Origin of the sequence: Plantibacter sp. LMC-P-059a (assembly GCF_030209505.1) — a bacterium.
Taxonomy (GTDB): Bacteria; Actinomycetota; Actinomycetes; order Actinomycetales; family Microbacteriaceae; genus Plantibacter.
On sequence record NZ_JARVRZ010000001.1, the window covers coordinates 649,952 to 663,555 of the forward strand.

Sequence of the window (13,604 nt, forward strand, 5' to 3'; positions counted from 1 at the left end):
GTCGAAGGGGTTAGAGCATGCAGCTGACGCAGCCGTCGACTTCCGTGCCCTCGAGCGCGAGCTGGCGGAGACGGATGTAGTAGATGGTCTTGATGCCCTTCTTCCACGCGTAGATCTGCGCCTTGTTGATGTCGCGCGTGGTGGCGGTGTCCTTGAAGAACAGCGTCAGCGAGAGACCCTGGTCGACGTGCTGCGTCGCCGCGGCGTAGGTGTCGATGATCTTCTCGGCGCCGATCTCGTAGGCGTCCTCGTAGTACTCCAGGTTGTCGTTCGTCATGAACGGCGCCGGGTAGTACACGCGACCGAGCTTGCCTTCCTTGCGGATCTCGATCTTCGACGCGATCGGGTGGATCGACGACGTGGAGTTGTTGATGTACGAGATCGAACCGGTCGGCGGCACGGCCTGGAGGTTCTGGTTGTAGATGCCGTACTCCTGGATGGACGCCTTGAGGGCGACCCAGTCGGCCTGCGTCGGGATCTGCACGCCGGCCTGCTCGAAGAGCTCGCGGGCACGGGCCGTCTCCGGCTCCCAGACCTGGTCGGTGTACTTGTCGAAGAACTCACCGGACGCGTACTTCGAGTCGGCGAAGCCGTCGAAGGTCTCGCCGCGCTCCTTCGCGATGAGGTTCGAGGCGCGCAGCGCGTGGAACACCACCGTGTAGAAGTACATGTTCGTGAAGTCGATGCCCTCGGCGCTGCCGTAGTGCACCCGCTCACGGGCGAGGTAGCCGTGCAGGTTCATCTGGCCGAGGCCGATGGCGTGCGACTTGTCGTTGCCGTCCTCGATCGAGCGCACCGAGGTGATGTGGCTCTGGTCGGACACCGAGGTGAGGCCGCGGATCGCGGTCTCGACGGTGCGACCGAAGTCGGGCGAGTCCATCGTCAGCGCGATGTTCAGCGATCCGAGGTTGCAGGAGATGTCCTTGCCGATCTCCTTGTAGGAGAGGTCCTCGTTGTACGTGGTCGGCGTGTTCACCTGCAGGATCTCCGAGCAGAGGTTCGACATGTTGATGCGGCCCTTGATGGGGTTCGCCTCGTTGACGGTGTCCTCGAACACGATGTACGGGTAACCGGACTCGAACTGGATCTCCGCGATGGTCTGGAAGAACTCGCGGGCGTTGATCTTCGTCTTCTTGATGCGCGAGTCGTCGACCATCTCGTGGTACTTCTCGCTCACCGAGATGTCGCCGAAGGGCACACCGTAGACGCGCTCGACGTCGTACGGGGAGAACAGGTACATGTCCTCACCCTTCTTCGCGAGCTCGAAGGTGATGTCGGGGACGACGACGCCGAGGGACAGCGTCTTGATCCGGATCTTCTCGTCGGCGTTCTCACGCTTGGTGTCGAGGAAGCGCAGAATGTCGGGGTGGTGCGCGTTGAGGTACACGGCACCGGCACCCTGACGGGCACCGAGCTGGTTCGCGTAGCTGAAGGAGTCCTCGAGGAGCTTCATCACGGGGATGATGCCGCTCGACTGGTTCTCGATCTGCTTGATCGGAGCGCCGGACTCGCGGATGTTGGACAGCGACAGTGCGACGCCACCGCCGCGCTTCGAGAGCTGCAGCGCGGAGTTGATGCCGCGGGCGATCGACTCCATGTTGTCCTCGATGCGGAGGAGGAAGCAGGAGACGAGCTCGCCGCGCTGCGCCTTGCCCGAGTTGAGGAAGGTCGGCGTGGCCGGCTGGAAGCGTCCGGCGATGATCTCCTCGACGAGCGCGATCGCGAGCTGCTGGTCGCCGTCGGCGAGGCCGAGGGCGGTCATGACGACGCGGTCCTCGAAACGCTCGAGGTAGCGCTTGCCGTCGAACGTCTTCAGCGTGTACGAGGTGTAGTACTTGAACGCGCCGAGGAAGGTCTGGAAGCGGAACTTCTTCGAGTAGGCCAGGTCGTTGAGGTCCTGGATGAAGTCGAACGGGTACTTGTCGAGCACGGCCTGCTCGTAGTACTCCTTCTCGACCAGGTAGTCGAGCCGCTCCTTCAGGGAGTGGAAGAACACCGTGTTCTGGTTGACGTGCTGGAGGAAGTACTCCCGCGCGGCCTCACGGTCCTTGTCGAACTGGATCTCGCCGTTCGGGCCGTAGAGGTTGAGCATCGCGTTGAGCGAGTGGTAGTCCATCTGGCTCGTCGACGGTGCGTCGATCACTGAAACTGGCGCTGCTGCCAAAATGATTCCAATCCATTGTGGACGGTGGTGACATCGTCCTGGGTTCCGAAGAGTTCGAAGCGGTACAGGTGCGGGACCTTGCATTTGCTGGCGATCACGTCACCGGCGAGACCATAGGCCTCACCGAAGTTCGTGTTCCCGGCGGCGATGACCCCGCGGATCAGGGAGCGGTTGGCCTCGACGTTGAGGAACCGGATCACCTGTTTGGGCACCGCTCCGTCGCCGTTGCCCCCGCCGTAGGTGGGGGTCACGAGAACGTAGGGTGCCGTGGCGTGCACGGCTTCGTCTTTCGCATACAGCGGGATCTGCAGTGAGGGCAGATCGAGCTTCTGCATGAAGCGGTGCGTGTTGCCGGAGATGCTGGAGAAGTAGATCAGCCGTGGTTCCACGGTGGGCCTCCTCGTCGGATTCCGGACGGGCGGATGGTGCGGTGCTGCTGGAGCCGGCTCATGGTGACGCCTGCGACCGAGGGCTCAAGCCAGACGTGCAGCGAGCTCTTCGATCTTGTCGGGACGGAAGCCCGACCAGTGGTCTTCCTCGGTGATGACGACGGGCGCCTGGAGGTAGCCGAGCGCCTTGACCTGCTCGAGCGCGTTCTCGTCGACCGACAGGTCGAGGATGTTGTACTCGATGCCCTTGTTGTCGAGCGCGCGGTACGTCGCCGTGCACTGCACGCAACTGGGCTTCGTGTAGACCGTGATTGCCATAGCTCTTCGTGCCTTCCCCTCTAAATCCTGGTGATTCCCGCGGCGTCCTGCGCCGGGGTTCCAATACTACATATAGATGACGACCTTCAGGCCAACCACAAGGGCTAGTAGTTACAGCCCTGTAGTTTTCCACCGGGTTCTCCACCGTTTCGGGCGAGTTATCCACCGGTTCTCCACTGGGTACAACGCTCGGCGGCGACGCGAAAATCCCGGATTCTCGCCCTTTTCTCCCCCGTGTGAGGGATATCTATCCACAGGTGGAATTCTCCTCGGGACCACCGACACCGACCGCCGTCTTGGGCGTGTCGTGGGCGTGTCGCGGACGTCCGGACGGGTCCATAGACTGGTCTCCTTGTGAGCAGCTACCGTGACCTTCTTCGTACCCCCGGCGTCGCCCGGATCATCGCAGCGCAGCTCACGGCTCGCTTCCCGTTCGGGATGCTCTCGCTCGCGTTCCTCCTGCACATCGAGCAGGTCACCGGATCCTACGGCGCAGCCGGACTCGTCCTCGCCGCCACGAGCATCGGCCAGGCGATCGCCGGCCCGCTGACGAGTCGGTGGATGGGCGTGTGGGGCATCCGCAAGGTGCTCCTCCTGACGCTGGTGGTCTGCGCCGTCTCGGTCACGACTATCGCCCTCGTGCCCATGAGCGTCCCGGCGTACATGGCGGTCGGGCTGGTCGCCGGCCTCAGCACCCCGCCGGTGCAGCCCGCCGTGCGCACCATCTACCCGAAGCTCGTGACCTCCCAGCAGCTGACGCCGCTCTTCTCGCTCGACGCCTCGGCCCAGGAGATCATCTGGGTCCTCGGGCCCGTCGTGACGACCTTCGTCTCCACGCAGGTCGGCACCGTCTGGGGCATCGTCCTCGCCGCCGCCATCATGATCGTCGGTTGCCTGTGGTTCATCTCCTCCCCCGAGGTCGGTCGGGTCCGCATCCCGAGGAGCCGTCGCAAGCTCGGTCAGGTGCTCAAGCGTCCGCCGGTCCTCCTCGCCACGGTGGTGGGCTTCCTGCTGATCGGCGCCTGCTCGGCCGTCGAGGCGGGGGTCGTCGCGACGTTCGGCCACGACGGCCTCGAAGCGGGCATCGTCCTCGCGATCTTCTCGGTCGGGTCCCTCGCGGGCGGTCTCGCCCTCGGGCACACCCCCATCGGTCCCTACGCGCTGGCCCGCCGCATCTTCATCGTCTTCGCCGGACTCGCCGTCGCCAGCCTCTTCCTCAACGCCTGGTGGCTGTCGGTCACGCTCTTCGTCGCCGGGATCGGCATCGCCCCGGCCCTCGCCGTGCTGTTCGCCATCGTCTCGGCGAGCGTCAAGTTCAGCGACACGGCGGAGGCCTACGGCTGGGTCGGTACGGGTCAGCTGATCGGAGCGGCCATGGGATCCGCGGCCGCCGGATTCCTCATCGACGGTTCAGGAGCCGTCGGCGCGTTCTGGGTCGCCGGGGTCTTCGCGCTCTTCGGCTTCGTGATCCCCTGGGTCGGTCACCGCTGGCACCCGGACCTCCGCGGACGCGACGCGAGCCCCATCCCCGACACCGAGCCGATCAACACGCACCCGTCCTGATCGTCGAGCGGGTCGGCCAGCGGCTCCGTCAGTCGGCGGAGCGCAGCGGCGCGAGCGCTCCGTCGAGGGCGGACACCTCGTCGAGCAGCATCGGCAGCACCGCCGACTGACGGTCGTTGGGCGAGAACACCCCGTCGGCGATCTGGCGGGCGACGTACGGGATCTCGACGTTGGCACCCGTACTCACGAGACCGAGGGCCTGGAGCACGGGCCGCAGCGCGACCACGCCCCTCGTCCCGCCGGACAGCCCGCCGTAGCTGACGATCCCGACGGGCTTCCTGGACCACTCGTGCATCAGGTAGTCGAGTGCGTTCTTCAGGGCCGGCGCGAAGCTGTAGTTGTACTCGGGCGTCACGAAGACGAAGGCGTCCGCCCGGTCGACCCGCTCGCTCCACTCGATCGTGTGCCGCTTCGTGTACGCGCGCTTCCGGGGATGCGCCGGTTCGTCCATGAACGGCAGCGCCAGCTCGCGGAGGTCGACCGCGTCGACGGTGAACCGTTCGTCGGCGCCGGCCACGCCCACGACCCAGTCGGCGACGGCACCCCCGACCCGCTCGGCGCGAACACTCCCGGTGACGATCATGAGGTGCGGCATGGGCTCCCTTTGGACGGCGACGGTGCCCTGTCGAGGATACTGGTGACATGGCAGCCACCACCCCGACCGTCGTCCTCAACGACGGGCATTCCATCCCCCAACTCGGCTTCGGCGTCTACAAGGTCGCGGACGCCGCCAGCACGGGCATCGTCCGGACCGCGCTCGAGGTCGGGTACCGGCACATCGACACCGCATCGCTCTACGGGAACGAGCGCGGCACCGGCGTGGCGATCCGCGAGTCCGGACTCCCCCGCGACGAGCTGTTCGTCACGACCAAGGTCTGGAACACCGACCAGGGCTACGACGAGACGCTCCGAGCGTTCGACACGAGTCTCGAGCTCCTCGGCCTCGATCACGTCGACCTCTACCTGATCCACTGGCCCGCACCCAAGCAGGACCGCTACCGCGAGACCTGGCGCGCACTCGAACGGCTCCGGGCCGAGGGGCGGGCCCGCTCCATCGGCGTCTCGAACTTCCACCGCAGTCATCTCGAACGCCTCCTCGAATCCGCCGAGATCACGCCGGCCGTCAACCAGATCGAGTTGCACCCCTTCCTCCCCCAGCGCGAGCTACGTGCCGTCAACGCAGCTCACGGCATCGCGACGGAGGCCTGGTCGCCACTCGCCCGCGGCCGGTTCTTCACCCCCGCCACTGACGGCTCCGAGGCCACGAGCGACCTCGGAGCGATCGCCCGCAAACACGACCGCACGGTGGCGCAGATCGTCCTGCGCTGGCACCTGCAGCTCGGCAACATCGTCATCCCCAAGTCGGCCACGCCGGCACGGATCGCCGAGAACTTCGCGGTGTTCGACTTCGCCCTCGACGACGACGACCTCGCCGCCATCTCGGCGTTGGAGAACGGCGAGCGCACCGGCACCGACCCGGACCGACTCGACTGAACTCGAGACCGTAGGCTGAACGCATGACCGAGCCCGTCGTCGACACCGCGTCCAGCCTCGCCGCCCGCACGATCACCCCGGTGGAGCTTCCGCGCCACCGCTGGGGTCGTCATGATGCTCCGGCCCGCGCGCTCGTCGTCCATGGCCTCGGCAGCAACGGACCGAGCACGTGGCGGATCTGTGCCGCTCTGGCAGACCGCGGATGGCTCGTGGAGGCGGTCGACCTGCGCGGACACGGCGTCGCCCCGCGATCGTTGGACTACCGCGTCGAGGCGTATGCCGCCGACCTGCTGGCGACGCGGCCGGCACCCTCGATGGCTGACACCCGGGGCACCTGGGATCTCGTCGTCGGGCATTCGCTCGGTGGCGCGGCCACGGCGGTCGCGGCGGCGGCGGATCCCCGCTGGACCGCGGCGGTCGTGCTCCTCGACCCGGCCATCGCCCTCGACGACCACGACGCCGAGACCATCCGGGCCAGCCAGGAGGCGGCGTTCGCCGACAACACGACCGCCTCCGTCCGCGCGAAGAACCCCGAGTGGCACCCGCTCGACGTCGAGCTCAAGGTCCAGGCGGTGTCGCAGGCGAGCCGGTGGGCGATCGAGCAGACGAGCGAGCAGAACCACCCGTGGGATGTCCGGCCGGCGGCCGCCTCCCTCCGGAACCCGACCTTCGTGATCGCGTCCGACCCGGAGGTGTACAGCCTCGTCCGCGGCCCGCTGGCCGCCCAGATCCTCGCCAATCGTCAGGTGAGTCTCACCGTCATCCAGGGAGCCGGGCACAACGTGCACCGGGACCGCCCGGCCGAGACCACGAAGGCGATCGGCGACTGGGCCGAGTTGCAGCTCGAGCAGCGGTCTCGTCGCGAGGCCTGATCGCCGCACCGCCCGCAGACACCCGTGTCATCGTCGGGCCCCGGTGCGACAATGGTCCGGTGACCGTTCCGACGCAGTCAGATCCCACCGCCCAGGCGTTCGATCCCGCCGCCGTGCTCGGCGACGCGCTCATCGAGCGCATCCGCGAACGCGCGGCCGTGGCCGACCGTGAGAACGCCTTCTTCGACGAGGACCTCGTCGAACTGCGGGCGTGCGGGTACCTGCGCGCCCTCGTCCCCACGGATCTCGGTGGTCTGGGCCTCGGGCTGAGCGAAGTCACGCAGCTCCAGTCACGGCTCGCCACTGCAGCGCCCGCGACCGCGCTCGCGGTCAACATGCACCTGGTGTGGACGGGTGTCGCCCGCCTGCTGCACGAGCGGGGCGACGACTCGCTCCGGTTCGTCCTCGACGGCGCGGCGGGCGACGAGCTCTACGCGTTCGGCGTGAGCGAGGCCGGGAACGACCTCGTGCTGTTCGGGTCCGACACGGAGGCCCGCCCGGGTCCCGACGGGTCGTACCGCTTCCACGGCCGCAAGATCTTCACCTCCCTGTCCCCAGCTTGGACCTGGCTCGGGACGACCGGCCTCGACTCGACCTCGGCCGACGGCCCGAAGGTGGTCTACGGGTTCGTCGAGCGCTCGCGGGGCGGCTTCGAGATCCTCGACGACTGGGACACCGTCGGGATGCGCGCCAGCCAGAGCCGGACGACCCTGCTCCAGGGCGCTCAGGCGAGTGCTGAACACGTCGTCCGGCGACTCGACCCCGGGCCGAACCCGGATCCCATCGTGTTCGGCATCTTCGCCTGCTTCGAGACCCTCATCGCCGCGGTCTACACGGGTGTCGCCGAGCGTGCGCTCCGGCTCGCGGTCGAGACCGCGCACCGCAAGACCTCGAAGAAGGCGGGTGGCGCGAGCTACGCCTCGGACCCGGACATCCGTCGCCGGATCGCCGCGGCCGCCATCGCCTACGACGGCATGCTGCCGCAGCTGGCGAGCGTGGCTCGGGACCTCGACGACGGCGTCGACCACGGATCGCTCTGGTTCCCCAAGCTCGTCGGGCTCAAGGTGCGCGCGACGGAGACCGCCCGTGAGGTCGTCGACCAGGCGATCAGAGTGGCAGGCGGCGGAAGCTACTTCGCCGCGAGCGAGCTCGGCCGCCTCTATCGCGATGTCCTCGCCGGCATGTTCCACCCCTCCGACGACGAGTCAGCGCACGCCACCGTCGCGAACGCGTGGCTCGGCCCCGCCTGACGTCCTGCGCCGGCCGATGATCGCCATGACCGGCACCGGGTTCAGCCCCGGTTGTTACTGAGCTCGAACACGCGCAGGAGCTCGGCGACCGCAGCGTCCTTGCTGTCGCCACCCTCCTCGAACATCTGCGTGACGTGCGTCAGCAGGTGGTTCTCGACGAGGAGCTTGTTGAGCGAACCGAGGGACTTCTGGATGGCGAGCGACTGCGTGATGATGTCCATGCAGTAGTCCTCGTTCTCGATCATCTTCTCGAGACCGCGCATCTGTCCCTCGAGGATCTTCGTGCGGTGGAGGGCGCGCTTCTTGATGTCTTCGATCACCGGCTCAGGGTACCACCAGGGGGTACGGCGGCCGCCTCGCGAGCGGACGCTCGCGCACACCGCGCGAGCCTAGGATGGGCGGATGACGAGCTCCCCCGCCCTCGAACTCACCGCCGCCGACGCGGACCGCGCCAGAGCCCTGCGCTCGATGAAGCGCCTGGCCACCGGGTTGCTCCTCGTCATGGCGGCCATCTTCGCCGTCGCCTTCGCGCTCGAGGGTCGCTACCCGTGGCTGGCGTACGTCCGGGCAGCTTCGGAGGGCGGCATGGTGGGTGCCCTCGCGGACTGGTTCGCGGTCACCGCCCTCTTCCGCCACCCGCTCGGCATCCCGATCCCGCACACCGCGATCATCCCGAAGCGCAAGGACGAGATCGGGGTCAGCCTCGGTGAGTTCGTCGAGGACAACTTCCTCTCCGAGGAGGTCGTGCGACAGAAGCTCGCCACCGTCAGCCTCTCGGAGAAGCTCGGCGGGTGGCTGTCCGAGCCGGCCAACGCCGAGCGCGTCACCGCCGAGGCGTCGGTCGCGGTCCGTGGGCTCCTGGAGACCCTGTCCGACGACGACGTCCGCGAGGTCATCGAAGCGCTCGCGTCGAAGCACCTCATCGATCCGCAGTGGGCGCCGAACATCGGCCGGTGGGTCGAACACATCGTCGGCGCCGGAGCGCACCACGACGCGGTCGACCTCCTCCTCGACCGGACGGGCGAGTGGTTGGGCAGCAACCCGAAGGCGTTCGAACGCCTGGTGTCGAGCCGGCTGCCCACGTGGGTGCCGTCCTTCGTCGACCGGCTGGTGGACGACAAGCTCTACCGCGAGGCCGTGTCGTTCGTGCACGCGGTCCGGGCGGATCCCGACCACCAGCTGCGTCACGCGCTCGACGGCTACCTGGCTGAGCTCGCCGAGCAGCTGCAGACCGACGAATCGACGATCGCGCGCTTCGAGAACGCGAAGCACGAGGTCATCGACAGCCCGCGTGTCCGCGAGGTCGCCGGGAAGACGTGGACCGCCGCGAAGACGGCCTTCCTCGAGGCGCTGGACGCGCCCGACAGCGAGCTCCGCAAGCGTGTCGCCGGCACCATCGCGGACGTCGGCCGACGGCTCTCCACCGACGAGGCGTTCGCGACCCGGGTCGACACACGCGTCGCCGACGCCCTGTCCTATGTGGTCACCCGGTACCGGCACGACATCGCCAGCATCATCACCGAGACGGTCGAACGCTGGGACGCCCGCGAGACGACGCAGAAGATCGAGCTGCTCGTCGGACGCGACCTGCAGTTCATCCGCCTGAACGGCACGATCGTCGGCGCCCTGGCCGGCCTCGCCATCTTCACGATCGCGCAGGCCGTCCTCCGGGCGTTCTGACGGCCCGTCCCGTCAGCGCTTCGGGAGGAGCTCGACGGAGATGAGGTTGACGACGTCGCTCGCGAGCTGGTCGAGTGCGGCCTGGTCACGGCAGGTGAAGGTGAAGACCACGAGCGTCCCCATCTTCGTGAGTGAACGGACACCCCAGTAGGTGCGCTCCCCTGACGCCTGCGTCCACGACAGCACGCGGAACTCGATGAGCCCACCGCCGCTGTTGTAATTGAGCTGTTCCGTCGTGCCGTCGGCCTTGACGTAGTCGGCTCCGACGTACTTCGCCAGGTAGGCGTCGCTCGAGCGCTCGTCGTCGCCGACGGCGATCTCGTCCTGCGTCAGCGCGATGTTGCCGAGCCGGACCTCGCACGACGTCGAGGCGTTGGTGTAGATGTCGATGCCGTTCTTGTCCTTGCCACCGGCCGCCCACGACGAGTCGAAGTCGTTCGTCAGGTACGCCGTCCACTCGGTGGGGACCTCCTGTCCCGCGGCGAAGTCGAGATCCGGCGGGATGGAGACGTAGGTCTTCGTCGGCTCCGGCGTCGAATCGGTCTCCGACGGTGTCGGTGACGCGGTCTTCGTCGGCGTCGCGGAGCGGGTCGGGCTCGGGTCCGCCACCGGCGTGCCGCCCTGAGCGAGCACGAGGGAGACGACGGTGATGATGGCGGCGACCACCACGACGGGGATACCCACGGCGAGCGTGATGATGAGGCCGGTGCGCTTGCGCTTCGGGGGTCCGTAGGGCGGCTGCTGCGGCGGCTGTTGGCCGTACGGGTTCTGCTGCGGCTGCTGGCCATACGGGTTCTGCTGCTGCCAAGGCTGCTGCGGCTGCTGCGGCGGGGTCGGCTGCTGCTGCCAGGTGGGCTGCTGGCCGTTCGGCTGCTGCTGCCAGTTCTGCTGCGGGTTCGGGTTCGGGTTCGGCTGCTGCTGCCAGTTCTGCTGCGGGTTCGGGTTCGGCTGCTGCTGCCAGTTGGGCTGCTGCCAGTTGGGCTGCTGGCCGTTCGGCTGCTGCTGCCAGTTCTGCTGCGGCGGCTGCTGGGGCGGGTTCGGCTGCTGCGGCGGCCGGCCGTCGGGGTTCTGCGGGTCGGGCGGCGGGACATCGGTCACGGCAGTGGCCTTTCGACGGAACGGCGGGCGGAGCGGCTGAACTGCCCGGCCGCACGCCTGCAGTTCGTTGCCGTCAGCCTATCTGCGACAGAGCGGCCCCGGTGGGTGCATCCTGCACCAGAATGGTGACGTGTCCACCGCGCCCACCACCCCTCGCAGCCGCAGCGAGCGCCTCGATGCGCTCCCGTTCACGAAGGCGCACGGACGACTCCTCGTCGGTTCCGGTGTCGGATGGGCGCTCGACGCCATGGACGTCGGACTCGTCTCCTTCGTCCTCGCCCAGCTCGCCGTCCAGTGGCAGCTCGGGAAGACCGAGCTGTCCTGGATCGCCTCAGCCGGGTTCCTCGGGATGGCCATCGGAGCGACCCTCGGCGGGCTCCTCGCCGACCGCGTCGGCCGTCGCCACGTCTTCGCCATCACGCTGCTCGTCTTCGGCATCGCGACGGGCGCCTCGGCGCTGGCCTGGGGGCTCGGGGTCCTGATCGTACTGCGCTTCGTCGTCGGCCTCGGGCTCGGCGCGGAACTCCCCGTCGCCTCGACCCTCATGAGCGAGTTCGCCCCGCCGCGGATCCGCGGCCGGATCATCGTCTTCCTCGAGGCGTTCTGGGCCGTCGGGTGGATCGCCGCCGCGCTCATCGGCTACCTCGTCGTGCCGACGAGCGACGACGGCTGGCGGTGGGCGCTCGCCATCGGCGCGCTCCCCGCGGTCTACGCCGCCATCGTGAGGACGCGCCTGCCGGAGTCGGTGCGCTTCCTCGAATCGCGCGGCCGCCACCGCGAGGCGGAAGTCGTCGTCCGCGAGTTCGAGGCCTCCGCCGGTGTCGACCACGTCGAGGTTCCCGGCGGCACCGGGGGCGACACCGCCGCGAGCGCCGGCCTCTCCGCGGGGCAGCGGCTGCGCGGCCTCTGGGTGCGGGAGCACCGCCGCGACACCGCATCGCTCTGGATCGTGTGGTTCTGCGTGAACTTCTCCTACTACGGAGCGTTCATCTGGATCCCGACGATCCTCGTCGACTCGGGCTTCTCGCTCGTCCGATCCTTCGGCTTCACGCTCATCATCACGCTGGCCCAGCTCCCCGGCTACGCGGTGTCGGCCTGGCTCATCGAGGCATGGGGTCGGAAGCAGACCCTCGCCACCTTCCTCGCCGGTTCGGCCGTGTCCGCGGTCCTCTTCGGCACGGCGACGACCGAGCCGATGATCATCGCGTTCGGCATGTGCCTGTCCTTCTGCAACCTCGGCGCGTGGGGCGCGCTGTACGCGACGACGCCGGAACTGTATCCGACCCAGCTTCGGGCGACCGGTGCCGGGTGGGCGGCCGGGATCGGGCGCATCGCGTCGATCATCGCTCCCCTGTCGGTCCCCGTGCTGCTCGTCGCCGGCCACGCGCTGCTCTTCTCCGTGTTCGCGGCGTTCTTCGTCATCGCCGCGGTGGCCGCACTGTTCCTCTCCGACCGGCGCGGACGCTCCCTCGACTGAGCCGCCGGACGGCGCTCTCGGAGCGGCCGCCATACGACAGAATGGGGCCGTGATCGAATCCACCCCCGCCGCGTCCCCGTCCGCCACCATCGACCGCCGACCGATCTCGGGGCGACGCGTCGATCTCGCACATGGTGCGTACACCGCGTCGATCGCGTCGGTCGGCGCCTCCCTGCGCTTCCTGCGGCACGAGGGACGAGACCTGGTGGTCGCCTTCGACGCTGACGAGGTCCGTCCGGCCTTCCGCGGCGCGATGCTCGCCCCGTGGCCGAACCGCGTGGTCGACGGCCGGTACACCTTCGCTGGCGTCGACTACCAGCTCGCCCTGACGGAGCCCTCGCGCGGGCACGCGCTCCACGGCCTCGCCGCCTGGTCCGATTGGGAGCTCGTGGCCTCGTCGACCGCGTCCGCGACGTTCCAGGTCGTCATCGAGGCGCAGGACGGCTACCCCTTCCGTGTGCAGGTGGCTGCGACGTACACGCTCGACGACGACGGGCTGCGCACCGAGGTCGAAGCGGTGAACCTGGGCGACACCGACGCCCCGTACGGCACGGGCCCGCACCCCTACCTCGTCGCCGGCGAGGGCCGCGTGGACGACTGGACTCTCGAGCTCCCGGCGTCGAAGGTGCTGACGGTCACCCCCGACCGCCTGAGCCCGATCGCGGTGGAGGACTTCGAGGGCGACGACACCCGGCACTTCGACTTCCGCACGCCGCGCACCATCGGCGACACGTTCATCGACCACGCCTTCACAGACCTCGCGACGGATGCCCACGCCGGTCAGGTCGTCGTCCGGGTGACCTCGCCTGGCGGCACGGGCGTCGCCATGCACTGGGGCGACGGGCTCCCGTGGGTGCAGGTCCACACGGCCGACCAGCCGGTCCCGGAACTCGACCGACTGGGTCTCGCCGTCGAGCCGATGACCTGCCCACCCGACGCCTTCTCGACGGGCACCGACCTCGTCGTGCTGGCCCCCAATACACCACACCGGGTGTCCTGGACCATCGCAGCACTCTGACAGCGGTCGGCGTTAGGCTGACGACATGTCACAGACGCTTGCGAAACTCATCGGTGGTCCGCTCGACAGCGAGATCATCCCGCTCGAAGACGGCCAGGACGGCGAACTCGTCCTCCCCTACGGCGAAGGCCAGCTCATCTACCGCCCCGCCGGCGAGGCGACGAACACCGGCGACCACGACGGCCCGACGACGACCGCGTACGAATACGTCGAGGCCACCGAGGAGATCTCTCCGACCAACCGCAACGGGAACGGCGACGACGACTCGATCGGCTGACCCG

General features: G+C 68.4%; 14 protein-coding genes. 8 read left to right on the plus strand and 6 right to left on the minus strand.

From position 1 onward, the window contains the following. Window positions 1-10 precede the first annotated feature (10 nt). From nrdE to nrdH, 3 genes are all read right to left on the minus strand, one after another. The gene (gene nrdE, locus QRN27_RS03055) at window positions 11-2,116 is read right to left on the minus strand and encodes a class 1b ribonucleoside-diphosphate reductase subunit alpha (protein WP_056011398.1); all 2,106 of its coding nucleotides are present in this window, start codon (window positions 2,114-2,116) and stop codon (window positions 11-13) included. A 23-nt stretch (window positions 2,117-2,139) separates the two neighbouring features. Further along, entirely contained in the window at window positions 2,140-2,553 is a 414-nt protein-coding gene (nrdI, locus tag QRN27_RS03060; protein WP_082455879.1) for a class Ib ribonucleoside-diphosphate reductase assembly flavoprotein NrdI, read from the minus strand. Window positions 2,554-2,637: 84 nt separating this feature from the next. After that, window positions 2,638-2,871: a glutaredoxin-like protein NrdH gene (gene nrdH / locus QRN27_RS03065; RefSeq protein ID WP_056007615.1), complete on the minus strand. Its 234-nt coding sequence runs from the start codon at window positions 2,869-2,871 to the stop codon at window positions 2,638-2,640. Between the two features lie 354 nt (window positions 2,872-3,225). Between nrdH and QRN27_RS03070 the strand changes: the two genes are divergently transcribed. Beyond that, complete coding sequence (locus tag QRN27_RS03070; protein ID WP_285040677.1) at window positions 3,226-4,434, plus strand: MFS transporter; 1,209 nt, start codon at window positions 3,226-3,228, stop codon at window positions 4,432-4,434. A gap of 28 nt (window positions 4,435-4,462) precedes the next feature. Here QRN27_RS03070 and QRN27_RS03075 read toward each other — a convergent pair whose 3' ends face one another. Then, entirely contained in the window at window positions 4,463-5,029 is a 567-nt protein-coding gene (locus QRN27_RS03075) for an NADPH-dependent FMN reductase (protein ID WP_285040678.1), read from the minus strand. Between the two features lie 47 nt (window positions 5,030-5,076). On the opposite strand from QRN27_RS03075, the gene QRN27_RS03080 reads away from it, so the two are divergent. From QRN27_RS03080 to QRN27_RS03090, 3 genes are read left to right on the plus strand one after another with little or no spacing between them, the layout of a single operon-like run. Further along, window positions 5,077-5,928, plus strand: a complete 852-nt coding sequence (locus QRN27_RS03080; RefSeq protein ID WP_285040679.1) for an aldo/keto reductase — start codon at window positions 5,077-5,079, stop codon at window positions 5,926-5,928. A gap of 23 nt (window positions 5,929-5,951) precedes the next feature. Further along, window positions 5,952-6,800: an alpha/beta fold hydrolase gene (locus tag QRN27_RS03085; protein ID WP_285040680.1), complete on the plus strand. Its 849-nt coding sequence runs from the start codon at window positions 5,952-5,954 to the stop codon at window positions 6,798-6,800. Between the two features lie 59 nt (window positions 6,801-6,859). Then, window positions 6,860-8,050 (plus strand): acyl-CoA dehydrogenase family protein, encoded by a 1,191-nt coding sequence (locus QRN27_RS03090; RefSeq protein ID WP_285040681.1) that lies wholly within the window; start codon window positions 6,860-6,862, stop codon window positions 8,048-8,050. A 41-nt stretch (window positions 8,051-8,091) separates the two neighbouring features. Here QRN27_RS03090 and QRN27_RS03095 read toward each other — a convergent pair whose 3' ends face one another. Next, the gene (locus tag QRN27_RS03095; protein ID WP_056007632.1) at window positions 8,092-8,370 is read right to left on the minus strand and encodes a metal-sensitive transcriptional regulator; all 279 of its coding nucleotides are present in this window, start codon (window positions 8,368-8,370) and stop codon (window positions 8,092-8,094) included. Between the two features lie 82 nt (window positions 8,371-8,452). On the opposite strand from QRN27_RS03095, the gene QRN27_RS03100 reads away from it, so the two are divergent. Then, window positions 8,453-9,730 (plus strand): DUF445 domain-containing protein, encoded by a 1,278-nt coding sequence (locus tag QRN27_RS03100; protein ID WP_285040682.1) that lies wholly within the window; start codon window positions 8,453-8,455, stop codon window positions 9,728-9,730. A 12-nt stretch (window positions 9,731-9,742) separates the two neighbouring features. Here the strand turns inward: QRN27_RS03100 and QRN27_RS03105 are convergent, their stop codons facing one another. After that, entirely contained in the window at window positions 9,743-10,828 is a 1,086-nt protein-coding gene (locus QRN27_RS03105) for a hypothetical protein (protein WP_285040683.1), read from the minus strand. A gap of 130 nt (window positions 10,829-10,958) precedes the next feature. On the opposite strand from QRN27_RS03105, the gene QRN27_RS03110 reads away from it, so the two are divergent. Genes QRN27_RS03110 through QRN27_RS03120 form a run of 3 tightly spaced genes read left to right on the plus strand, consistent with a single transcriptional unit; the run spans window position 10,959 to window position 13,600 of the window. Continuing rightward, the gene (locus QRN27_RS03110; protein ID WP_285040684.1) at window positions 10,959-12,305 is read left to right on the plus strand and encodes an MFS transporter; all 1,347 of its coding nucleotides are present in this window, start codon (window positions 10,959-10,961) and stop codon (window positions 12,303-12,305) included. A gap of 49 nt (window positions 12,306-12,354) precedes the next feature. Then, complete coding sequence (locus QRN27_RS03115) at window positions 12,355-13,323, plus strand: aldose 1-epimerase family protein (protein WP_285040685.1); 969 nt, start codon at window positions 12,355-12,357, stop codon at window positions 13,321-13,323. Between the two features lie 25 nt (window positions 13,324-13,348). After that, complete coding sequence (locus QRN27_RS03120; RefSeq protein WP_056007644.1) at window positions 13,349-13,600, plus strand: hypothetical protein; 252 nt, start codon at window positions 13,349-13,351, stop codon at window positions 13,598-13,600. The last annotated feature ends 4 nt before the right edge of the window (window positions 13,601-13,604 follow it).

Coding starts and splice junctions, on each gene's coding strand:
- QRN27_RS03075 (WP_285040678.1), bottom strand. CDS start 5,029: ATGCCGCACCTCATGATCGTCACCGGGAGTGTTCGCGCCGAGCGGGTC.
- QRN27_RS03080 (WP_285040679.1), top strand. CDS start 5,077: ATGGCAGCCACCACCCCGACCGTCGTCCTCAACGACGGGCATTCCATC.
- nrdE (WP_056011398.1), bottom strand. CDS start 2,116: ATGGACTACCACTCGCTCAACGCGATGCTCAACCTCTACGGCCCGAAC.
- QRN27_RS03120 (WP_056007644.1), top strand. CDS start 13,349: ATGTCACAGACGCTTGCGAAACTCATCGGTGGTCCGCTCGACAGCGAG.
- QRN27_RS03100 (WP_285040682.1), top strand. CDS start 8,453: ATGACGAGCTCCCCCGCCCTCGAACTCACCGCCGCCGACGCGGACCGC.
- QRN27_RS03085 (WP_285040680.1), top strand. CDS start 5,952: ATGACCGAGCCCGTCGTCGACACCGCGTCCAGCCTCGCCGCCCGCACG.
- nrdH (WP_056007615.1), bottom strand. CDS start 2,871: ATGGCAATCACGGTCTACACGAAGCCCAGTTGCGTGCAGTGCACGGCG.